The organism is Pseudoalteromonas sp. G5_S1_54_S4, assembly GCF_054968565.1.
Window position 1 is genome coordinate 1 of the sequence record NZ_JBQKUL010000056.1, and the last position, 22,619, is coordinate 22,619.

The window sequence follows — 22,619 nt, forward strand, 5'->3', positions numbered from 1 at the left end:
TACTATGTAAATTTTTCTCTGGAAAAGTGAAACTTTACATTTGCTAACTCTGGAAAACGAACTAAGCTGACCAAGTAACGTACAATTTTTGGTCGGCTTTTTCATGCTCACAATAGTTCAATCAGATGATTTTAAAACTGAGATCCAAACTCCCTTTTGCAAAACAAAATCAAGCATTCAGCTAAAAGGCTTTCCAACTTTTTATGAAGATGGTGAATACGTCATGCCAATAAACCTTTGGATGAATCACCTCATTAACGTTAAGCGCGCAAAAAACATCAATTCAAACGTTCGTGCCATAAGTCGATATTGGCGCTTTTTAAAAAGCCATGAACTCTCTTGGAAAGACTTTCCAACTATCAAATCAAATAAGCCCACATATATTTTCCGAAACCAAGATCTTTTGGCCTCAGTGAAAGCCGGTGAGCTAAATAGTTCAACAGCAGCTGTATATATGAACCATATAATTAAATTCTACGAGTGGGCATATTACGAGAGGTTAATTAACTTCTCTAAGGAAAATAAACCATTTGAAGTAGAGTTTGTTAGCATCAAAACGACTGGGATGCTTGCGCATATCAATCGTAATTATGTTGTTAGAAGCTCAGACTTAAGGATCAGGGTCCCAAGGCGTACACCAGAGCAAAGCTTGAATCCCCTTACAGAAGATGAGGTAAAATTATATTCGCGAGCACTCAAAGAACAGTCAATTGAGTTCCAAATACATCAACTATTACAACTCATGTGCGGCCTTCGTATAGAAGAAGCCTGCACCTTTCCTGCTAATCTAGTGAATAGATGTGACCCGAATAAATACCATATTCAAGTTAGTATAGGACCTCATAACGGTGTACTCACCAAATTTGGCTCAGTCAGAACTATCGAAATTCCAACACTGTTAATGAACAAGATGCATCGCTACTTGATTAGTGAGCGTCGCCAGAAAAGAGAGTCTAAAACCGATAAACCGATTACGGAATTATTAATTACCAATCGAGGTAAACCATATACTACCAATGCAATACAGCGTCACTTTAGCTTAACTCGTAATTACATACGCAATGAGCTAAATACCCACTTTCAGCATAGAACTCACGATTTACGTGCAACTTACGGTACATTTCGCCTTGCGTCCCTTTTAGACGAAAAAGTTGGGTTGTCACCATTCGATGCTATGTCATTAATCATGGGGTGGATGGGACATAAAGATGAGAAAACAACTTGGCGATACCTGAACTTTATAAACCGAAGCAAGGCATCGATACGTGCAGTTTGCTTTTTAGATCAAGTTATGGAGTCAGTCATTAATGAGGATCTCTCGTGATTAACAAATCAAATTTAAATATTGACCTTAAACTTAAGTTAAATATTTATGGTGATCAATTTGTATACCCAGACTTTCAAAGATTTAGATACAAAGGCGTGCCTAAACTTTTTGAAATGCATCGGGGTACTTTGCTTAACCGAGACAACCAAATTATTAAGTGGTATCAAGCATTCAAAGCTAATACAGAATATACTGACACAACAATGAATACCCTTTTTAGAACATTTACACGGTATGTGAATATTTGTGACAGTATTCCAGTAAATCCAGATTCAAAAGAGGGTATCAATGCATTTGAAACAGCTCTAGTTCACAGCGTTAGAATTGGCAGCAAAAGTTCAAACACAGCAAAAGGTGAATTAAGTAGTATAAGAACAATAATGAAGATGCTAGATCACCCTGTTGATGAGTGGTTTTCTAAATTCAAACTATTTCGCAGCCAAATAAATCCAACTCAAGCATACTCAGAATCTGAATTGAAAAAGTTAATTAAAATACTAAAAGAACTATATTTTCAGCTTTCCAAGCAAATTCAAACCTCACCTAAAGAATACATTCAAGCAAGGAGAAGCGACCAATACGCGAGCTTTTCTTTTAATAAAATCGAAGTGCCTGTAAGTGGTGCTATTACCAAGTGTTACTGTGCTGCATATTTCTTACTTGCCTATTACACATGGGCAAACGCTAGTACGATAAGAGATATGGATATCCCCAAAGCTTCACAAAAAAAGGGACAGCAAGGTAAGTGGTTTGTGCAAACAGCGTTAAAGAAGAGAGCTAATAAATTTGTTACCATCGAGCTCGGCGATAATCTTAGCACAGACATTCCAAAGCATGCGCTAAATTTTATTAATGACCTTATCACCCTTACGCACGTGCTGTTTCCAGATGCCAATAGACTACTTCATCAATGTCTAAACGGGATAAATAAGCCCTTGTGCCCAACGCATATTCGTTCCAATATGAATTGGCTAATTAATATATTCGATTTGACTGATGACAATGGTCAACAACTTAGGCCTGAAGCTAAACGCTTTAGAGCTACAGGTGCATCTAATTACTTAGCACTCACAGGAAACTCACTCGAAACATCCATGTTGCTCAATAACACACCTGATGTAGTTCGAAAGCACTATAGCAGAGGTAACGAGTCAGAAAATAACGCCCAACTTCAAGCCACAGCTAACACCTTAGAAAATGCAATTAAATGTGGCGATATTAGTAGAGCACGAGAACAAACTCTTGAGCAAATGAATCTAGAAATACTACCCTATGATGAATTCGTAAACCGCTATGCTAAATCAGGGAATGGTCAAAAAACACCTTTAGGTACAGGTTGCAAAGACCCCTTTGATAACCATGGTGACCGTTTTCGACGAAAGGCCTCTATCGATAGCGTTGACATGACCCATCTTGCCTGTGCAGACTTATTAAATTGCTTTTCCTGCCCAAATCAAGTGCTGGTTGAAGAAGTTGATGATATTTGGTGTTTATTGAGTTTTTATGAAGCGTTAGAGGATGCCAAAGAAGATCACCTCAACATGTCACACTTTAAAAACAATTTTGATCGAGTACTAAGAAAAATAAAGCAAGTGCTTTTTAGTATCGACTTAAAAGTGCGCAGGCAAGCTGAGCGGAAGCTACATACAATTGGTCGCCACCCTTTTTGGCCCGATACGCTTAATTTGGTTTTATAAGGAAATGCTATGAAACCGTTACTTGCTGCACCAGAACAAGTTATAAAAGAGAATACTGTTTTTGTTGAACAGGCAATACAGTATTTTGAAAATAAGGATTGGGACAATTTAAACAAAATCCCAGTAATGATTGACCAAAATGGTAAAACCATAAGTTACTTTGGCGATAACACATGGGATTTAACACACTATGTAGATGTCAAAATTGTTTCGAAAAAGCGGGCTTCTTTTACTCATTTAACAACTATTTCCTTGTTGCAAGAACAAAAGTTACTCGCATTCCTTGGTTTATTTGCTGTCGGCACCTTAAGGCAAGGGGCAATGATAAAAACCACAACATTTTTAGAGAGAAATATCAATTTAACCCAAGTATATAAATACATAGAATCCATCAAAGCAGATTCGATTTGTGTCCTTAACCATCCCATACAGTTTTCTAGGTTTTGCGAATATTTAAAGTCACTTAAAATGAGTGGGCCATATACTTCAAAACTTATTTTCGCATTAAACTGGATCGAAGCGGTTAAGAACCAAACCCCCATAAAACTATCATTACCTTTGACGACATCAATTACAGAATTAGGCCGTCAATTAGGTTGCCCAACCAAACTAGAAAGTGAGCAGTATTACGCTATACCATCACGCTTGATGCAACTCATATACTCAAAGGCTATCGAGTATATAGATACTTACTATCCTATTCGAGATACATTATTAGATATCCATACCGAGCAGCAAGAAAACTATGAAATTGGCAAAGCGGCTGTTGATAACAAAATAAAATCAGGTCAATGGAACTGGTTAACATCTGATTCCCCTCACTACAAAGCTGAGATAACTAAAGCTAAACCCCAAACTTCTACCAATATACTTAAAAGCTATATTTCCAACGCTGATATCGAAAAATTAATTCCTAGTGATATACGAAGATTCAATTGGTTATACTCCCATATTCTAACTTGCTGCTTTATAATTTGTGGAGCCTTTTCGGGCATGAGAAGAAGCGAGATCTATAGTTTACACTCTGATAGCTTTAAAACATTAAAATTAAAAGACCAAGTGTTTTATTCGTTACAATCCTACCACAGTAAAATGACACCTGCGGTGCCTGAAAAAGCAGAGTGGTTGGCATCTCCAATTACTGGGAAAGCAATCGAGCTCGCATCACTACTCACTCAAAATATGAGAACTCAACTCATGCTCTCAGATGACCGAGTCGAAAATGCTAGAGCCTCAAGCATCTGGCTAGTTCAACAAATGAAATGCAGAAAGCCAAACATGCTGACAGGTCCACCTTTTGCTCTTCATCATAAGCAGCTAGTAGAAGAGGCTGGCGCCATCGTAAATGAGCAAGATTATGAAGAGTTTAAACTTCTAAATCCAAACCTAAACATACACGCTTACAAGCAAAAGATAGTTATAGGTAAGCCTTGGGCTTTTACAACCCACCAACTCAGGCGAACTTTTGCAGTATTTGGTAAACGCTATAATTTACTCTCTGACGTTGCCATTAAACAACAGTATAAGCATATATATTTACCAATGTCTCAATGGTACTCAGAAGGAGGCGTAGCAGCCAAAATAAAACATGTAAAAGTGGACTCAGAACTCAATAATTTACTTCAAGAAGTGGATAAAGAAGTCACTACACAACTATTGCATCAGTGGTATAACTCAGATGACAAGCTATATGGTAAGAAAGGTATAGATGTTGTTAAAGATAGAGAAGATACCGCTGTTAAATACTCATCCTGGGATGCTCTTTATGCTCAAGTATCTGCTGGTAGAATATCTATTGCTGGTACACTTCACTCATACTGCATGGCTGATTATGAATGCAGAATGGAAAAGGTCGTATCACCAACCAACTGTTTTAACTGCGAGAACGTTGTCATAGACGAAACTAAAGCACAAGCTTGGCAAAAACGACATCAGTGGATTGTTGAGACTATAACTGAAATGGAGCAGCATACTAAACTATCTCAATCGCAGCTAAGCCATTTTATTACGCAATTACGTGCAGCTGAAAAGGTTATGGACTACTTTGAGATAAGCTACACTCCATACAAACCCGAAATTGAGATCAGACAGCTTTGAGTAAGTCAGAGAATACAAGGTTAGAGCTTCTAAGCGCAATTGACAGGATACTTTCTGGCGATACAGTACGTATTGATGCCAAACGAGGTTTAAGTGCCATTGCAGTTGAGGAAGAAGCTAACCTTGGTAATGGCTCAGCTTACTATTACTCAGACGTCATTGAAAAAATTAAACTACTAAAATCAAAAGCTATAACAAAAAAGCAAGCACAGCAAAACTCAGATGTTACTAAGTTACGTGAAAAGCTTGCCAACGAGAAACGGTTAAAAGAAAAATATCGAGCGGAAATAGCCAGCTTAAAAGAGCAAATGGCACAAATGGCTTCTACCCACAATGCCCTAGCGCTTTCAAATCACCAGCACTTAAAAAAGATTAATGACCTCGAATCTGAGTTATTTCTGCTTAAGGGAAGTAACTAGCAGAATGTACCAATTTATAGCATGTATTAGTTTAGACTTGAACTTACAGCTATATATTTTTATATCATAAGCTTAAATTTCATAATGAGAAAACGACAAAAGTACTGACGCTTAGGTGAGAATAAAAAGCCCTCTTCAATATTATGTACAACTAAAGCCTTCCTTTTCTCGAAAAAGAGCCAACTTTCATTAGTAAAGCGGCTTAAAGACCAGCTAATACAAAAATATTTTATAAAAAACAAATGCGACACCCATTTTAGTTATTACCTACTAAGCCTTACCTTCTAATTTAATTAGTGTCAAAAATACAAATTGAAAATTGACACTGTAAAAGCTCACAGTGCCAATTTACCTTTAAGCTTAGAAATCGTTCTTCGGTTTTACATCTAGTAGCTGACCATTTTTAGCTATTTTGAAATAAACGTGATCACTACCGTTATTATTTGATGCTTGAACAACATAATAGTCACCGTTCTTGCTTATGACTGAAAACGCTTCTGAAGAAATATCTTGCCAAGAATCATTTAATTTTCCAACTTCAAAACCATAGTCTTTAAAGGTCAATTTTTTTATTGATTTAGCTGCGATACTAATCGCTTGTTGATCATTAATGTAGCCATGGGCATGATCACTATGTGCTAAAACACCAGTACTCATTAACGTAATACAAACTAAGACGATTGAAATTAATTTATTCATTGTTTTCTCCGGTTAAATTTTAAGTTTACTTTTTTAAGCCAATCACTTTAAATTGACCTTTTACTAAAAGTTGTATAGCCACGGGGTTATCTGAGTTGTTTTTCCAGTACCAGCCATGTGAGCCCCCAAATGGGGCGGTAAAGCTGCCCTTCATTTCGCTTAAATTGGCAATTGCATAGCTTTCGAAGTAACCGGTTGTGTCTCCTGCTGGCTCTCCGTGTAAATCAAAATGTAAAGAAGCGCCATCGGTCATCCATTCGTAGGTCATTTTTTCATATTGTTGCATCTCAAATTTATATTCAACCCCGCGATTTGCAGGGATAGTGACTTCAATTGTTTGAAACTCATCACTGCCCACTTGCAATGAATCTGATGTTTTAAGTGGTTTTTGCGCTGATGCCTGAGCTATTTTAGTAACGCCCAGTTGTTTACCGATCCCGGTTGGATCAATGTTATATTCTGCCGGAAGGATAAATAGCACAAAGGCGATTATCGCAACTAATGAAGCGGTGATACTGGCTTTTATAAGTGTTTTTGAACTAACTGTATGTTGCATATATTTCTCTAAATTAATTAATTATATAGCCGGTTAATTGAAGGCCGACTAGCATTAAGCCGGCACTCATTAACGCACCGTTGATAAATGTTGAAAAACGATGAAATGACGGCCGTTTACGCCACACATTAATGGCAATTAAAATAACTGCGAGCGCTAAAAATTGGCCAAGCTCTACGCCAATATTAAAGGCGATTAGGTTTGTCAGTAATCCATCTTCGGGTAATTGAAACTCTTGTAACTTGGTTGCTAGACCAAAGCCATGAAACAAACCAAAAATAAGCACCGCCATTTTTGTATTTGGCTGCCAATTAAAACAACGCTTAAACCCACCTAAGTTATCAAAGCCCTTATAAATAACTGAAAAACCAATAATAGCGTCAATTAAATAGGCATTAATCTGAATATCGCCAAGCACACCTAATAGTAACGTTGTGCTGTGGCCGATGGTGAACATGGTGACATACAGCAAAACCTCTTTACTGCGATACAAAAAGAAGATAACACCGATTAAAAACAATATATGGTCGTAACCGGTGATCATGTGCTTTGCACCAATATAAATAAATGGCACAAACTGTACGCCTTGGTTTTGCTCTAAAAAAGCGCGAGTGCTGTCATCAACTCCATGGGCCAAGGTCTCAAAGCTAAGAAAAGCCAAAACAAGCACCATAATCATTATGCTAACGTTTATTATTTTAGTTGACATCATGTTGCTCCAACGTTTCACTTTCAGTCAAAATAGACTCCTTTTCATTGTGTAAAAGTCGATACAGTGCGGGGATCACAAATAATGTTAGTAAGGTCGACGAAATAATGCCGCCAATTACCACGGTTGCTAAAGGCCGCTGTACTTCTGAGCCAATCCCTGTATTAAGTGCCATAGGAATAAATCCTAATGAGGCAACCAGTGCTGTAGTTATCACTGGGCGAAGACGTGTTAATGCCCCCTCTGTTATCGCTTGATTAAGCCCCATTCCTGAGCTGCGTAATTCACGAATAAACGATACCATTACCAAGCCGTTTAATATGGCAATGCCGGATAAAGCAATAAAACCGACCGCTGCAGATATTGAAAATGGAATATCACGTAACAGCAGTGCTGCAATTCCACCGGTAAGCGCTAAAGGCACACCGGTAAAAATAATCGCAGCATCTTTAAGTGAGTTTAAAGCTAAAATAAGCAAGCCTATAATCATTAACAATGTAACGGGCACAACCACACTCAAACGCTCAGAGGCCGATTGTAACTTTTGATACGTTCCTCCGTATTCAATCCAATAACCAGCAGGAATAGTGACTTTATCTTCAATAATTGTTTGAATATCTCCAACAAAGCTTCCTAAGTCACGTCCTCGTACATTGGTAGTCACTACAATACGACGTTTAGCATTTTCGCGATTAATTTGACTTGCGCCATTAGTGAGTTTGATTGTTGCTAACTCTTGGAGCGGCACAGCGCGACCATTAGGTAAATTAATAGGTAAGTAACCTATCTCTTGCACATTATTACGCTGCTGCTCTTCTAAACGAACAACAATATTAGAGCGGATATCCCCTTGATAATACTTACCTGCAATAGTCCCTCCTAATGCGGTGGCTAACTGTGACTGAATGTGTGCTTTGCTGATACCAAACTGGCTTAGCTTTTCAGTATTGGGTACAATTTCAAGCATTGGCAACCCGCTTGTTTGCTCTACCATTAAATCGGCAATACCGTCAACATTTCCAATAGCGGATTCAATCTCCTTACCTAACGCAGCAAGTGTTTCAAAGTCATCACCAAACACTTTAATTGCCAGCTCAGCGCGTACACCTGCTAATAATTCATTAAAGCGCATTTGAATTGGTTGTAAAAACTCATAGCGGTTACCTGGAATTGGCTTAACTAAGGCTGCTAACTCTTCAACAATTTGTGCTTTTGACTTATCAGGGTTTGGCCATTGCTCTCGTGGTTTTAGAATAATAAAGTTATCGGCTACGCTAGGGGGTACTGCATCTGTTGCTACATCTGCGGTGCCGATTTTTGCAAATACACGCTCGACTTCAGGCATCTGCGTAATTTTTTCTTCCAACACTTTTTGTAGCTCAATCGCTTGGCTTAATGATGTACCAGGAATACGAAGCGCATGCATGGCAATGTCTCCTTCATCAAGATTTGGTGCAAACTCGCTTCCTAAGCGTGTCGCTTGATAACCAAAGAATGTTACGAGTAAACAAGTTATTAGCACCACAGCCCAGCGGCCTTTTAATGCTAATGAGAGTACCGGCTTATAAATACGACTTAACCCCAGCATAATATGATTAGGTTTTTCTTTAATTGGCTTTTTAAATAATAGGGCGATCATTGCAGGCACAAATGTGATCGAAAGCGCCATTGAACAAAGCAAAGCAATCACAACCGTTAATGCCATTGGATGGAACATTTTTCCTTCAACGCCTTCAAGCGCGAAAATAGGTAAATAAACAACGGTGATGATGAATACACCGAATAAAGCGGGTCGAATAACCTCTCGTGTAGCCGTAAAAACAATGTCTAAACGTGCTTTTAAAGAAAGAGGGGTATCACCTCTCATACTTAAACGACGTAAGCAGTTTTCGACGATAATTATCGTACCATCAACCAATAGACCAAAATCTAATGCCCCTAAACTCATCAAGTTTGCACTGACTCGCGTATGTACCATACCGGTTATTGTCATCAACATTGCAAATGGGATCACTAAAGCCGTTAAAAATGCGGCTCTGAAATTCCCCAGTAATATAAATAATACAACAATAACTAAAATGGCCCCTTCGAGCAGGTTAGTTTGAACAGTATTAAGCGTTTTATCTACCAGTTTAGTTCGGTCATAGACGGCTTTTGCAACTATACCTTCGGGTAAACTGCCATTGATTTCTTTTAACTTTTCACCAACGCCTTGTGCAACTGTGCGACTGTTCTCACCTATTAACATGAACACGGTGCTCATCACCACTTCGCGGCCATTTTGTGTAGCAGCACCAGTACGCAATCCTTTGCCATCACTTATAGTGGCAACATCTTTAATAAACACTGCACTGCCGTCTATGGTTTTGATGGGTAAATTAGTGATTTCAGTTAAACCAGCAACCTGACCTGGGACACGAATTAACCATTGCGCACCGCTTTTTTCAATAAATCCGGTGCCTTGGTTTTGGTTGTTTTGACCAATAGCATCAACAACATCTGCTGAGGTAAGATTATAAGCCAGTAGTTTTTCAGGTTTAAACGCAACGAGAATTTCACGCTCGTAACCACCAATAGGGTTTACTTCAACAACACCTGGTACCCGCATTAATTGAGGGCGAATTGTCCAGTCATGTACTGTTCGTAAATCAATGGGGGTTATATCACTACCGTCGGGATTTTTAGCACCAGGCACAGCATCAACCGTAAACATAAAAATCTCACCTAATCCAGTAGCAATGGGACCAAGCTCAGGTAAAAGGTTTATCGGCAACTCCGAACGTGCACTAGACAACCGCTCATTAACCAACTGACGAGCAAAGTAAACATCGGTATTATCAGCAAAAATAGCAATAACCTGAGATAAACCATAACGAGACACTGAGCGTGTGTTTACAAGTCCTGGTAACCCCGCAAGTGCGTTTTCGAGGGGGAAAGTAACGCGTTGTTCAACCTCTAACGGCGTATAGCCTGGCGCTTCGGTGTTGATCATAACCTGAACATTGGTTATATCAGGTACTGCATCAATAGGCAGTTTAGTAAAATTCCATAAGCCTAATCCTGCAATGGCTAATACCATGACAAGAACGAGGATATTGCGCTTTATAGCAAAGCGTAAAATCGATTCTAACATTACGCTCTCCTAGTGATCGTGTGACGCGCCAGATTTTTCAATATCGGCTTTGATGACATAGCTATTTTCAGTAACATACTCGGTACCGGCAGGCAGTCCACCTAGTACTTCTATCCATGTTGCATCTGAACGACCCAGCTCAAGCATCCTGACTTCATATTCATCAGCGACTTTTGCATACACGACCGTAAAATCACGAAAGCTCTGTAAGCCTATTTTCTTTACCGCTAAAGGAACTTCAAAAGAAGCAGTTTCAATATCGGCTTTAACAAAACTCCCTTCCAACAAAGGCTCAGTCTGTTGTGCCAACGTAACCCACACCATTCTTGCCTGATCACTTCTAACTTTTGGCTCTATAAATGATACCTTACCAGCAATATTCACAAGACTACCTTCTGCCTTAATGCTCACTAGAGTGCCTTGAGATACTTTGCTGTAATCGCTCGGGTAGACAGCTAATTTAACGACAGATTGACTCGCGTCTGTGATAACAAGCAGTTCACGGTTATTCGTTTGCTCACCTGAATTAGCCATTTGTTTTGCGACAAAACCAGCAATAGGCGATTTTATCTCATAGGGGTTTAAACTTTCATTACTTTCAATCGTCATTAAAGTTTGGCCTTTATTTACTTTATCGCCAAGCTTTACATTTAAGTGCGTAATAACACCTTCAAAACGTGCAAAAACAGTGCGGTGCGCACTCGGCGGTAACCAAACCTGTCCATAAGCAGGGATCGTTTGATGAAGCTTTTGAGACCCTGCAATTGCAGTTTCAATCGCCATTGCATCTACTACTGCGGGTTCGATTTTTGTTCGCCCCTCTAGGTTATCGTATTGCCAACGATATGTTTTTCCTTGGTAGCTCGCATTTACTGTGACAATAAAAGAGTGCGGTTCGTAAATTTCCATATCCCCACGTAAAAAGTCACTTTGGCTAATAAACTTAATATCATCAATCACATTACCTAATCGGGTTAACGTAACCGTTAATTCAACATCGTCGGGATTAATTGGGTTTTTATTATCTGTTAACCATACTCTAAACTCAGGTGGTACGCCTGTTTCGAAAATCGCTAACTCCAATGCGAAGTTTCCTTCACGAAGCATACGACCATTATGCGGCCCTTTTTCAGGCTCTGCTTGCTCTGTAGTAGGTGTTGATACTGCGCTAGCGGGTAAATGTACCCCCGCGCTGAGGCCGAGTAATACGGCAACGGTTATGGAGGAAATAAAGTTTGTCGTTTTCATAAATAATCTCATTGTTCTATCGATGCGCCAGTAAGACGCTGAATTTCTATATGTTGTAAATGTAAGCTTTCATAAGCGCTAAGTAGTTCTGATTGCGCGCTTAATTGCGCCTGACGCACGCTACTCCACTGGTTGTAATTCAATTTACCAACGTTAAATGCTTGTTTTGCTTGGGTAAGCGCGGTTTCTAGCGTGGGAATGATTTCATTTTTTGAGGTGGTAATTACATGAACAGAATGCTTAACTTCTTGAAGCAAAGCATAAAGCTGGCTATTAGCTTGTTGAGTTAAACTCTTCGCTTGCGCTGTTAATACATCTTGCTCGGCACGTAACTTAGCGACCGTTCCGGCATTGCTGCCAGATGCTCCCCACGGAATAGAAACACCGGCCACGAGCCCATAGTCATCCGTTGATTCATAACGACGTAAGCCTGTTGTAAATTGCCATTGTGGTTTTGCTTCAATTTGAGCTAATTCAATGTGTGATTGTGCAATACGTTTTTGACTTGCTAACTGCATCAAACGAGGCGCATTTTTAAAGCGCTCGAACTGTGACTGAAAATCTACAATTTTAGGTAACTGCAATAAGTTACCTGTAAGTGTAAAGTCAGTGCGAGGCTCTGCCCACAAGGCTGAAAGCTGATATTTTCCGCTGGCTATTTCATGCTCAAGATCTTCGACAAGTAATTTTTGTTTAATTAGTTCAGCTTTGGCTAAATTTTTATCAATAGCCAACGACTGACCAATACGAACTCGTTTATCTATTGCATTTACAACTTCATTCGCTTGTCTTACTGCCATTTTATTGAGCTTTAGTGCCTCTTCTTTCACCAGTAGTTGAATAAATTGCTTCGCAGTCATCGCGGCTAAATCAAGTGCAATAATTTGTTTATCTAAACGTAACTGCTCAAGTTCAGACTGGCTTGCTTTTACGCGACTATCAATTTGCTCTTGTTGAATCAGCCAAGAGAAAGTTAAGGTTGATTGCATATTTTGCAAACCACTATGCTCACCTGTCCCAAAAGCATCTTCAACCATTAAGCCTATTTGTGGTCTTTGGCCTATACTTGCTTGCTTTATTTTGCCTTGCTGGGCTTTATCTCGATAAAAGAAGCCCTGTAACTGCGGGTTGTTAGCAAGCGTGAATGAGATGGCTTGCTTTAGATTTAATGTTTGATAAGCCTCAGCACTTGCAAAACACGGCAGTGCTGTAAAAGCCATCAATACCCCCACAAAAAACCGACTGCCAATCGGTTTTTTGTGGGTGAAATGACTACTAAATGATTTCATTTTAATCCTTACTTAGTGGATGAAAAAAGTTTCGATAAGATGGTGGACACTATCGACAGTCGACAGTGTGAATAAACTGATAACCACAAAGCTAAACAAAGTGATCATTAAAAGTAGCTTAGGCGTAGTGGAGATTGGCATTAACAATGTTTGTATACGCTGAGTTATTTGCTCATTACTAAAATGACTCATGTATATATTGTCATTCGTAATATGTTGTTGTCGTTGAAATCGAGCAACATTAATAAGTGCTTGAGCCACATCTAAGCCATCAAAACTTTGCGTTGCACCGACATCAGCAATTTGTTCTGTTAAAGCCGTATAAGATTGCTGTAACGCCGCGCGCGTTGACGCAGGAAAACACCAACCAAATAGACTAAACAGTGTTTTAAAAAGCGGATCTCGGGCTTTTAAATGTGCTAGTTCATGCTGTATGACTATGTGTACTGTTTTTTCATCAAGTGCTTGTAATCCGCTGGTTATATATACTTTTGGATTGAAAAAACCAACAGTAAATGCCTCTGGTATAAGGTGTTCAATAACGTGTACAGACTGGTTTGGATAATCTTTGTGAGGTTGAGTATTTGATAAAGCCAACAGACTGCTCATTGCTGAACTATGTCTATTAAGACTAAAAAATGCATGTACGCTAGCACTTGCCATCAAACAAACAGCCGATATAAGCAATACCGAATGCCAACTATATACAGAGAAAACCTCAAGGTGATGCCAGTGAGCGACTCCTTGCCACCAATTAGACATTGGATTTTGATGTGCCTGCCAAAATACAGCTGCACACAATAATGAGATCCACCAAGGGCTGCTAATAGTTAACCAAAGCATGAACTTACGCTCGGTAAACTGGAAAATAGTAAGTTTTTTACAAAGCGAGGTGTGGAAGAAGGAAATCAATATGATCACACAAATAAAAGCGGTCACCGCTGCGCTCGCTAGATTTAAAAACACGGCCCAATTTCCAACAATCATGTTTACACTTTTCCGCTTCGTAGTTTTCGCTGCTGCTCTATAAGTTTTTCGAGCTCATCTAATTGTGTATCATTAAAATTAGTCGAAGTAGAAGAAAATGCAGCAATTAAACTGTTTTCACCCTCTTCAACAAAGTCAGCTGTAATATCATTTATTAAAGTAGCTATAAGCGAGTTACGATCAACTTTAGTTCGGTAATTATAAGCATGACCCTGCTTAGTTCTGCTAAGAAGGCCTTTTTTATAAAGTCTTTCAAGGGTGCTTTGAATAGTATTGAGAGTGCAGCCACGTGTTTTACCTAAACGACTGTGCACATGCTTTGCATCCGCTTCTTTAGAAGACCACAAATATTGAAGTACTAGTTTTTCTAATTCGCCTAACTGCATAATCAAATATCTCTTAACAACATAGCCATATCATGGCAAAATAAAAACCGATAGGCAATCGGTTTTTATTTTTTTATTTAAAAAGGAAAGTAATACATGGGTTGGATAATTTTTAAATACTTAGTGACAGCAGCAATTGTTGTAGCGGTTTCAGAGGTCGCAAAGCGCAGTGATAAACTCGGAGCACTAATTGTAGCACTTCCATTGGTAACCATTTTAGCGATGATTTGGTTGTACGTTGAAAAACAGCCGCCAGAGAAAATTGCGAGTCATGCCTGGTACACATTTTGGTATGTTGTGCCTACCTTACCGATGTTTTTAATATTTCCATCATTACTACACCGATTTGGTTTTTGGCCATCACTCGGCCTCAGCGCCTTAATAACTTGTTTTATTTTTGGAGTGTTTGCATTCGTCGTTAGTAAATTTGGAATAAATTTATTACCCTAAAAGTTGTTTCTGAAATTAATAATATGGTGAAATCAAGGATGTAGCTGAGGCAATAATTTCGATACTTATCTCTAAAAAATTTCCCATTACTTAGCAGAGTCAAATAAAAGCTAGCCTTATTTATGTACTAAGAGTGATAATATAAACAGAATATGGCTCATTTTATGGAACTATAAAAATGCTTCTATAACTCTAGTTCTAAGTGATTTAATTTGTATACTGCTCAATGAACAACCTGAAAGCAGCTCATAATAAGCTAAACCGCGCTCTGAAGTTAGGCCCCCTAGAACGAGTTTATCAAGGTTTTCTTTTAACTTATTATCCCTGTTTATTTTTGGCAATGTTAAAGGTCTAAATGTATCTTTTCTCACCAAAGTTGTGTCACATTCCATATCAACATAAGAGCAACTATCTGGTATATCAATATTAATACGCTCAGCAAACTCAATTAAGCTTGTTTCTGCAAATGTGAATAACCAGGCGAATTCAACTTTACCTTTGCCAGACCTAAGAATGCGCCCTAGAACTTGCCTAAAATACAACTCTGTTTTTATAGAGCTTAAATGACAACATACTTGTAGCCTAGGTATGTCGGTCCCTTCACTGATCATACCAACACTAACGATCCACTGTTCAGTAGATGACTTAAATGAGTTGATCTTCTGTGTTGAATTATCGTGTAAGTAAGTAACTATGGTTGACGTTTGATTAAATTCTTCAATTAATAAGCTGTTTATCATTTCAGCGTGCTTAACTGAAGACGCAACAACTAGGCCGCCGGCAGCCGGGTTTGAAGCTCTTATCTCCGACAGTTTTAATACGGCTAACTTCAATAAATACCTAAGTGCAGAGTCATTATTAAGTACCTCTTGGTACGCTGATTGAGCTTGTTTAACAAATTCAGCTATTGATCCATATGTATCTTGGCCATCCGAAATACTATTGCTATCAACTAAAACTATTTTTGGCTCTCTACAGACGTTATCTCTAATAGCTTGACTCAAGCTGTATTGATAATCGCATATCAACTCACCTTCTGGGTCAGAATAATTCACTAAAGCAATAGGAAGGGCGTCTGAGCGCCAAGGAGTGCCCGATAGCGCAAGTGTGTAAGTTGCAATATCCTGTAAATGGAAAACAACTTTCTCACCCCACGTATTGATTTTAGATTTATCTTGCGAGAATGAGCAGTGATGTATTTCATCAAAAATAAAAAATGTACGATACTTTCTAAGCCCATCCCAAGTACTTTCAGGAATAGAGCATAAGCTTTGATAAGTCATAGAGGCACCTACAGCCGTAAATGAGCCATCAAACGAACACCCAATTATTTTTCCAAATGTTCTTTTGATATTATTAGCCACTTCAACCGATGGTGAAAAGCAGATCACTCTATCTATCATTCCTTTATCAAATAACGTTTTGGCCAATGAAGCTGCCATTATTGTTTTACCAGCACCAGGAGTGGCCTGACATAGAAAGTGCTTATCAATAGCTGTATATTTTTTTACTGCTAACTCAACACATTCCCTTTGCCAACTTCTCAGCATTGCCGTGCACCATTATCCAAAGAGGCCAATATATTAGTTAAAGCGTTAACTTTTCCTAATAACTTCGCTGAATTATTTTTAGCATCGTCTAATGCAGAATAAAACAAGCTAAGGTGCTCAGGGAATCGCTTTTGTAGAGCTTTATATTCATCAACTTCCCCTAACAAAATCGCAAGCTCAGCCTCAAACTGTTTCTTTTCATTCAATAAAGTTTCAACAAGCGGTGATGCTTGATTATTAGTATGACTGCTAATTGATTTTTCTTTTTCAATTACAACTTGTTTCGCCACAAACGTAGCGTTATTAAACAGCTCAGTTTTAAAATACTTTTTATGGCGGCCACTTCCTTTTGTTTTTAAGAGCTCTTTTCGTTCAAGCGCTGTAATTTGCCTATAAATGAATTTACGCGCCTCATCGATATCTTGATATTTATCAGTTACGGTTAATAACTCATCTCTGAGCTCGACAATTGTAAAACCATTGCACTCTTTTTCGATCAAAAGGGAGTAAATGTGTTGGTTTAATTTGATAACTTGGGGCATTTCTTATACTACAACAATTAAGAAAACTTAGGGTTGCTAAGTATATAGAACAATGCAAAACTTAGAAATACTAAGTTTTATGCTCGAGAGTGATTTTAAGAACATTCCCACAAATAGAACTTAGGATTCCTAAGTGTACAAACCTTTGTAAAACTTAGACAATCTAAGCTATTAGAGACTGAAAAATGATGCTTCTGTGTTCCAAAATCCAATTCCAATTAGACTCAAACAAGCCCGCGCTAAGTCAGGTATTACTCAAAAGCAACTGGGTATACTTATCGGTATGGATGAAAACTCAGCGAGTGGTCGCATGAACCACTATGAAAAAGGCCGTCATATTCCAGATTTAACGACTCTAAAAAAGATCGCTAATGAACTAAATGTTCCATTGAATTATTTTTTCTGTGAAGATGAGACAACAGCAGAACTAGCAATTGAAATATCAAAGTTAGATACAGAGAAAAAGCTTTTATTAATTCAAGAGCTTAAAGGACCATCTAAATAGCTATATTGTACCCATACACAAGGAAGGTTAAATGCGATTTAATGAAAATGGACCTAATATTCCAGATGAACTTCTTGATAAATGTGACCACGGCAAAGTAGTTTTATTTTGTGGGGCTGGTGTTTCTTTTAACTCTGGACTACCAAGCTTTATAGAACTAACAAAAGCTGTAATTGATTTTTTTTCTCCACTAGAAAGCTCCGAGGTTTACCAAGAGTTCTTACCTTGGATCACCGAAAACTCTAATAAGTCACATCTAAGAACTCCATTGGATCAAATTTTCCACTTGCTATACCAAGACTATGGACGTGACGAAGTTAATCAAATCGTTGCCAGGGTACTTTCCAAATCTAATTCTATTGATGATGTTGGCAAGGAGCATGGTATATTAAAACTCTTATCCAGTGGTCAAAGCGGTAAACCAAAAATAGTAACTACAAATTTTGACCTACTTTTTGAGCAGAACGAAATCCTCTCTTATAGTGAACCTCCATTTTTCCCTGATTTATCATCCGGCGCAAGTCTCGAAGCAATAACCTATTTGCATGGCAGGCTAAAAGATCCGTCTGAAAAACATCATCCTTATATTTTAAGTAGCGCAGATTTTGGAAGAGCATATTTATCCGAAGGTTGGGCAACTAAATTTATAATTCAATTATTAGAGGTATACACAGTTGTTTTAGTCGGCTATCAAGCTGAAGATCCTCAGGTGAAATATTTACTTCAGGGACTTAATCATGATGAAAAGTTTGACCGGACAAAAATTTACGCATTTGATAAAGGTGAGGCTGAAGACATCGAAGTCAAATGGCGTGATCGCGGTGTAACTGCAATAGCATACCCTGACCATAGTGATTTATGGGAAACACTTTCTATTTGGTCAGAAAAAGTCGATAAGCCAAAAAAATGGATAAGTTACATATTAAACCTTGCAGCCTCAAGCCCAAGGCAGTTGAAATCATTCCAAAGAGGCCAAGTTGCTAATTTTCTTACTACCTCAGCTGGGGCTAAATTATTTAGTACTACAGAGCCCACACCTTTAGCTGAATGGTTATGTGTTTTTGACCCGCAAATAAGGATAGGAAACCCGAGTAAAGGTCACAATTTTAGGGATAGTGATGGCGAATCATTTGACCCATTTATTGAGTATGGACTAGACGATGATCCTTCGAGACCGGTGGATAAAGAAAACTACAATTTACCAACACTACCACATAAAAACTATTTATCATGGTTACCGTGTGACAATATTGCAACTGAAGATATGGACTTGCGCTCAAACAATAACTTGATATCACCTAGACTCTGGTATATCACAAATTGGATAGTAAAGAACTTAGACGATCCTGTCATTGCATGGTGGGCCATTAGAAAAAGAGCTTTGCATAACGCCTTAAAAGAAAGAATCTTAGTGAAGCTTTATAGTGCCAATTCACTTCCCGCTAAGGCACAAAAAATACTAGGCTTTATAGCTAGCAAGCAGTTTGAGAGTAGTGAATGGTTTAACCCGTCCCATAACTACTATAGATTTCAAGATCTAATAAAAAATGAAGGATGGAATTTAACAACCTTGCGTTTTTATGAGACAAAGTTAGAGCCTTTCGTAGAGTTTGAAAACCCTTATGGTATACATGCATCAAAGCCTCCTTTAAAAGCATGGAGTGCAATACATTTATCTGATATTTGTAATTTCGAAATAAAGTTTCCTTTAAAGCTTAACCCTAGTATTGAAGTTCCATATGACAACTTGTACAGAATATTGCAAGCTACTTTAACCCACTTGGAATACGCTAGTGATTTATCAGATGAGTTTGGCCACAAGCACTTTTATAATACTCCTTCGTGTTATCCAGACCCTAATGAAGACACTTACAACTTAGAAGAGCACAGCTCATTTTATTTCTTTATTGAAAACTTTAAACGATTAGTTGATAAGTTTCCTTCACAGGCAAAAGCGCTTAGCTTTAATTTAAATTTAAAAAACTCCTTATATTTTAATAAACTAAGCTTATATTCATTTGGGTTTAACTCTATTTTCTCCGCTTCAGAAGCCGCAAACTACGTATTATCAATTGATCTAGAATACTTTTGGAATAGAAGTTATCAACTCGATTTGCTTCGTTTATTAGAAAAACGATGGAAAGATTTTTCTAATACAAATAAAGAAAAGCTAGTTAAAAAAATCTTAGATGGTCCTAATAAATCTAAACAAATAACAGATGAAGAATTTCAAATTTTCAAGAACTTAGAGATATTTCGCTACATTAAATGGTGTGAACTCAGTCAATTGGTACTGCCTGAAAAGTACAGAAAAAAAATCGATATGATCATATCCATGCATCAAGACTGGCAGGTTAAAGAACCGGCAGAGCTGGTGCATAACACATCTGTAAAAGTTCATGGAATTACAATTGATGAAGAAGCTGATTTAATCATTAATGCGCCTATTAGTGAAGTAATTAAAAGATCAATACAAGTTTATAATAGAGGCTTTGAAGAATATACAGCTAGGAGGCCATTTGATGGCTTAGTAAAACTTAGGCCTAAAAAAGCGTTATTAGCATTGTCGTATTTGAGTAAAAGAAAAGATAACCCAAAGTATTTCTGGTCGGTTTTATTAGATAATTGGCCGGATAGTGCAAGCAGAAAGACTAAAATTACATTACTAAATCGGCTTTATTTATTACCTAAAGAGATATTAACTGAGCTAAGTTATCACTTAGGTAATTGGCTTGATCGCCACGGACAAATCTATCTAAAAGAGTTGCCCAACTTATGCTATAAATTTTTTGACCACTGTACATTAGTAGTTTTAAGGGGTAAGCAAGGTGCTTCGAAATCCAAGGAGACTTCATTAAGTCATATTACATGGGTTGAAGCTAAAAGTAGCCTGACAGGGGCTATTCTTAATACATATATTCAAGAAATTGACTCCTATCGTTTAGACAAAGATGCTGAAATACCAAGCATATTTAAAGACAAAATTGAACAATTTTTAATAAGTGAAGATACTGTTAGCGCTTACGCATCAGCAATACTCTCTTATCAAATAAGTTGGTTACATTATATAGACTCTTCTTGGGTTCAAAGCTTCCTGTTGCCATTACTAAATCTAGATAATAAGTTATCTGGTCCTGCTTGGAGTGGTGTGATTGCAAATAAATTACCATCTGTCGAAGTAAGCGTCCTATTGAAGCCAAAGATTACTCATCTATTCCCCAAAATTTATGAATGGGCTTGGGATCAGAGACTCATAGAGGCCACATCACATAAAATAATTGAGCTTGCCTTACCTTCATATAAAGGTAAGGATAAAATAAACGCTTCAGATGCTAAAAATTGCTTTAGAAATATGAGAGAAAAAGAAAGAGCAGCGGTAATTCGTTATTTGAGTAAGGGCTTTGCAAAAAATTCTAATGAATGTCTTAGAGACGTAACTACTATTATCGAGAGTATTTGGCCCAGAGAGAGAAAATACAGAACTAAAGAACAAACTTCTGCATGGATTAACTTATTAGAGAAGTCTGGTAGCTATTTTCCCAACTTATTTCACTCTATGGAGTGGTGTTTAACACCATTGGAAGTTCAACATCATTGGTTAAATTCATTTGCACGCAATACTTCAGATTCAATTCCATTAGCATCTCAATTTCCCAATGAGGTTCTAAGCCTGTGTGATTTGATAATACCAAAAGAGACACGTTCATCCCTTTATCACTTAAAAGAAGTTCTAGATCTTATAGAGCAAGCAAACAATGATATTGTTAATAATCAGCAATTTATGAAACTAACTAAAATATGTGAAAATAATTAACTTACAATTAAGAGGTTAGAATGGATATAAACCTTTTGGTTCAGCTCATTACAACAATAACAGCGTTATTAGCTATTGGGCTTACCTATTGGACTATTAGAACACAACAAAAACACAATAAACTATCGGTTGCACCAAGGCTAAGTGACTGGCTTCATACGGACGATAGCTCCATTTGTTTTGATATAATCAATAAAGGGCTAGGTACTGCACAAGTTAGATCATTTGAGTTCATTGTTAATGATAAAAGCATCTCTTGGCCTGAACTTGATAGTGATATTCGTAATTATTTTAAAGCTGAGTTAGACACTAAGAATATATATACATCAAGTTTATCTGCCACGAGCTACATAGCTCAAAATGAAAAAGTATGTATTCTTAAATTACATTTTTTACCTGGAATGGATATGAGCTCTATCGAGAAGAGACTAACTACCAGATATCAACTAAAAATAGAATATGCCTCGTTATATGAGCAAGTATATTTTTACAGCTCCCCCCTTGAGAGTTAATAGTATTTAGGTGTATGTAATGATGAAAAATGAAGTGGAAAAAGAAATCTTTGAGCTGCAAATACAATTTACTGAGTTAATGCGCCTATTTGATGACAAAGAAATAAATTTGGATGTTATCTCAGTCAAATATTCCAAATTAAAACAACAAGTAAATGGTCGTGTAAACGATTTAGAAAAAGCTAAAAAGAATAATCGGCTCAATGAATATGAAGGCTATTTCTTACTTCCATGCATGAAGAAGATAAGCCTCAGCTGTAATGCTAGAGTAGGTTCAAAAGATAAATCCGCACTAAGCTCATCTATATATGATGGTGAGGATTATTGCTCATATTGGCTGACAGAAATAAGAAGCTGTTGAATTACTTTTAGGTAAACAATTAATGTCAAACCAAATAGAAATATCTATTGTTAGATCGCAACGACTTATATCTGCTGCAAAAACTTTGCTAGATTTAATCGAAGACGATGAGCTATTTTTGTGCGATAAGCGAGAGCCCTTTGTTTTACTTTGCGCTTTAGCAATAGAAGCAATACTAAATGAAGCTCTAAGCGACTTAAAATACTTATTGCAAGAACAAGAGCTAGGCAAAAGCTTAATTGATGCCTTTGCGACTATGGGGTTACAAGCAAAGCTTAATAGTTTGTTTTATATTCTATCTAAGGGGCGCTATACAATAAATAAATCTTCAAACTGTT

Annotated in this window: 20 protein-coding genes; 10 read left to right on the top strand and 10 right to left on the bottom strand. The window is 37.6% G+C overall.

What is annotated here, in order from left to right; all coding sequences use genetic code 11:
• The first annotated feature begins 103 nt into the window (after positions 1-103).
• The 4 genes from ACTRWE_RS16690 to ACTRWE_RS16705 are packed head-to-tail and all read left to right on the top strand — an operon-like array spanning position 104 to position 5,540.
• Complete coding sequence (locus tag ACTRWE_RS16690) at positions 104-1,324, top strand: tyrosine-type recombinase/integrase (RefSeq protein WP_008467214.1); 1,221 nt, start codon at positions 104-106, stop codon at positions 1,322-1,324.
• Positions 1,321-3,024, top strand: a complete 1,704-nt coding sequence (locus ACTRWE_RS16695) for a hypothetical protein (protein WP_008467212.1) — start codon at positions 1,321-1,323, stop codon at positions 3,022-3,024. Before ACTRWE_RS16690 ends, ACTRWE_RS16695 begins: the two co-directional genes overlap by 4 nt.
• A 9-nt stretch (positions 3,025-3,033) precedes the next feature.
• The gene (locus ACTRWE_RS16700; protein WP_462880364.1) at positions 3,034-5,121 is read left to right on the top strand and encodes an integrase; all 2,088 of its coding nucleotides are present in this window, start codon (positions 3,034-3,036) and stop codon (positions 5,119-5,121) included.
• Entirely contained in the window at positions 5,118-5,540 is a 423-nt protein-coding gene (locus ACTRWE_RS16705; RefSeq protein WP_008467209.1) for a hypothetical protein, read from the top strand. The genes ACTRWE_RS16700 and ACTRWE_RS16705 overlap by 4 nt, the downstream gene beginning before the upstream one ends.
• Positions 5,541-5,900: 360 nt before the next feature.
• Here the strand turns inward: ACTRWE_RS16705 and ACTRWE_RS16710 are convergent, their stop codons facing one another.
• The 8 genes from ACTRWE_RS16710 to ACTRWE_RS16745 are packed head-to-tail and all read right to left on the bottom strand — an operon-like array spanning position 5,901 to position 14,547.
• Positions 5,901-6,239: a DUF6488 family protein gene (locus ACTRWE_RS16710; protein ID WP_008467207.1), complete on the bottom strand. Its 339-nt coding sequence runs from the start codon at positions 6,237-6,239 to the stop codon at positions 5,901-5,903.
• A 25-nt stretch (positions 6,240-6,264) separates the two neighbouring features.
• Complete coding sequence (locus ACTRWE_RS16715) at positions 6,265-6,795, bottom strand: hypothetical protein (protein WP_008467204.1); 531 nt, start codon at positions 6,793-6,795, stop codon at positions 6,265-6,267.
• Positions 6,796-6,808: 13 nt separating this feature from the next.
• On the bottom strand, positions 6,809-7,504 hold the full coding sequence (locus tag ACTRWE_RS16720; RefSeq protein ID WP_008467202.1) for a HupE/UreJ family protein: 696 nt from the start codon (positions 7,502-7,504) through the stop codon (positions 6,809-6,811).
• A complete protein-coding gene (locus tag ACTRWE_RS16725) occupies positions 7,494-10,637 on the bottom strand; it encodes an efflux RND transporter permease subunit (RefSeq protein WP_008467199.1) in 3,144 nt (1,047 codons plus the stop codon). Before ACTRWE_RS16725 ends, ACTRWE_RS16720 begins: the two co-directional genes overlap by 11 nt.
• A gap of 9 nt (positions 10,638-10,646) precedes the next feature.
• Positions 10,647-11,885, bottom strand: a complete 1,239-nt coding sequence (locus ACTRWE_RS16730; RefSeq protein WP_008467197.1) for an efflux RND transporter periplasmic adaptor subunit — start codon at positions 11,883-11,885, stop codon at positions 10,647-10,649.
• 8 nt (positions 11,886-11,893) lie between these two features.
• Positions 11,894-13,174, bottom strand: a complete 1,281-nt coding sequence (locus tag ACTRWE_RS16735; protein WP_008467195.1) for a TolC family protein — start codon at positions 13,172-13,174, stop codon at positions 11,894-11,896.
• A gap of 12 nt (positions 13,175-13,186) precedes the next feature.
• A complete protein-coding gene (locus ACTRWE_RS16740; protein WP_008467193.1) occupies positions 13,187-14,161 on the bottom strand; it encodes a M56 family metallopeptidase in 975 nt (324 codons plus the stop codon).
• Between the two features lie 2 nt (positions 14,162-14,163).
• Entirely contained in the window at positions 14,164-14,547 is a 384-nt protein-coding gene (locus ACTRWE_RS16745) for a BlaI/MecI/CopY family transcriptional regulator (protein ID WP_008467191.1), read from the bottom strand.
• 96 nt (positions 14,548-14,643) lie between these two features.
• On the opposite strand from ACTRWE_RS16745, the gene ACTRWE_RS16750 reads away from it, so the two are divergent.
• Positions 14,644-14,997, top strand: a complete 354-nt coding sequence (locus ACTRWE_RS16750; RefSeq protein WP_008467186.1) for a DUF3147 family protein — start codon at positions 14,644-14,646, stop codon at positions 14,995-14,997.
• 170 nt (positions 14,998-15,167) lie between these two features.
• Here ACTRWE_RS16750 and ACTRWE_RS16755 read toward each other — a convergent pair whose 3' ends face one another.
• Together ACTRWE_RS16755 and ACTRWE_RS16760 are read right to left on the bottom strand one after the other, a co-directional pair.
• Positions 15,168-16,547, bottom strand: coding sequence for a DEAD/DEAH box helicase (locus ACTRWE_RS16755; protein ID WP_008467184.1), 1,380 nt, complete (start codon positions 16,545-16,547; stop codon positions 15,168-15,170).
• Entirely contained in the window at positions 16,541-17,047 is a 507-nt protein-coding gene (locus tag ACTRWE_RS16760) for a hypothetical protein (protein WP_008467183.1), read from the bottom strand. Before ACTRWE_RS16760 ends, ACTRWE_RS16755 begins: the two co-directional genes overlap by 7 nt.
• Before the next feature lie 238 nt (positions 17,048-17,285).
• Between ACTRWE_RS16760 and ACTRWE_RS16765 the strand changes: the two genes are divergently transcribed.
• The 5 genes from ACTRWE_RS16765 to ACTRWE_RS16785 form a co-directional block, all read left to right on the top strand.
• Positions 17,286-17,594, top strand: a complete 309-nt coding sequence (locus ACTRWE_RS16765; RefSeq protein ID WP_008467181.1) for a helix-turn-helix domain-containing protein — start codon at positions 17,286-17,288, stop codon at positions 17,592-17,594.
• A 31-nt stretch (positions 17,595-17,625) separates the two neighbouring features.
• Complete coding sequence (locus tag ACTRWE_RS16770; RefSeq protein ID WP_024597110.1) at positions 17,626-21,408, top strand: SIR2 family protein; 3,783 nt, start codon at positions 17,626-17,628, stop codon at positions 21,406-21,408.
• A 20-nt stretch (positions 21,409-21,428) separates the two neighbouring features.
• Positions 21,429-21,920 (top strand): hypothetical protein, encoded by a 492-nt coding sequence (locus tag ACTRWE_RS16775; RefSeq protein WP_008467177.1) that lies wholly within the window; start codon positions 21,429-21,431, stop codon positions 21,918-21,920.
• A gap of 19 nt (positions 21,921-21,939) precedes the next feature.
• Positions 21,940-22,281 (top strand): hypothetical protein, encoded by a 342-nt coding sequence (locus ACTRWE_RS16780; protein WP_008467175.1) that lies wholly within the window; start codon positions 21,940-21,942, stop codon positions 22,279-22,281.
• A gap of 22 nt (positions 22,282-22,303) precedes the next feature.
• On the top strand, positions 22,304-22,619 hold a 316-nt coding region (locus ACTRWE_RS16785), incomplete at its 3' end, for a hypothetical protein (RefSeq protein ID WP_462880367.1).

What these genes read in the sequence shown, in the direction of transcription:
- ACTRWE_RS16700 (WP_462880364.1), top strand. Translation starts at nt 3,034, where the DNA reads ATGAAACCGTTACTTGCTGCACCAGAACAAGTTATAAAAGAGAATACT.
- ACTRWE_RS16720 (WP_008467202.1), bottom strand. Translation starts at nt 7,504, where the DNA reads ATGTCAACTAAAATAATAAACGTTAGCATAATGATTATGGTGCTTGTT.
- ACTRWE_RS16780 (WP_008467175.1), top strand. Translation starts at nt 21,940, where the DNA reads ATGATGAAAAATGAAGTGGAAAAAGAAATCTTTGAGCTGCAAATACAA.
- ACTRWE_RS16740 (WP_008467193.1), bottom strand. Translation starts at nt 14,161, where the DNA reads ATGATTGTTGGAAATTGGGCCGTGTTTTTAAATCTAGCGAGCGCAGCG.
- ACTRWE_RS16775 (WP_008467177.1), top strand. Translation starts at nt 21,429, where the DNA reads ATGGATATAAACCTTTTGGTTCAGCTCATTACAACAATAACAGCGTTA.
- ACTRWE_RS16725 (WP_008467199.1), bottom strand. Translation starts at nt 10,637, where the DNA reads ATGTTAGAATCGATTTTACGCTTTGCTATAAAGCGCAATATCCTCGTT.
- ACTRWE_RS16755 (WP_008467184.1), bottom strand. Translation starts at nt 16,547, where the DNA reads ATGCTGAGAAGTTGGCAAAGGGAATGTGTTGAGTTAGCAGTAAAAAAA.
- ACTRWE_RS16690 (WP_008467214.1), top strand. Translation starts at nt 104, where the DNA reads ATGCTCACAATAGTTCAATCAGATGATTTTAAAACTGAGATCCAAACT.
- ACTRWE_RS16730 (WP_008467197.1), bottom strand. Translation starts at nt 11,885, where the DNA reads ATGAAAACGACAAACTTTATTTCCTCCATAACCGTTGCCGTATTACTC.
- ACTRWE_RS16715 (WP_008467204.1), bottom strand. Translation starts at nt 6,795, where the DNA reads ATGCAACATACAGTTAGTTCAAAAACACTTATAAAAGCCAGTATCACC.
- ACTRWE_RS16750 (WP_008467186.1), top strand. Translation starts at nt 14,644, where the DNA reads ATGGGTTGGATAATTTTTAAATACTTAGTGACAGCAGCAATTGTTGTA.
- ACTRWE_RS16770 (WP_024597110.1), top strand. Translation starts at nt 17,626, where the DNA reads ATGCGATTTAATGAAAATGGACCTAATATTCCAGATGAACTTCTTGAT.
- ACTRWE_RS16710 (WP_008467207.1), bottom strand. Translation starts at nt 6,239, where the DNA reads ATGAATAAATTAATTTCAATCGTCTTAGTTTGTATTACGTTAATGAGT.
- ACTRWE_RS16735 (WP_008467195.1), bottom strand. Translation starts at nt 13,174, where the DNA reads ATGAAATCATTTAGTAGTCATTTCACCCACAAAAAACCGATTGGCAGT.
- ACTRWE_RS16745 (WP_008467191.1), bottom strand. Translation starts at nt 14,547, where the DNA reads ATGCAGTTAGGCGAATTAGAAAAACTAGTACTTCAATATTTGTGGTCT.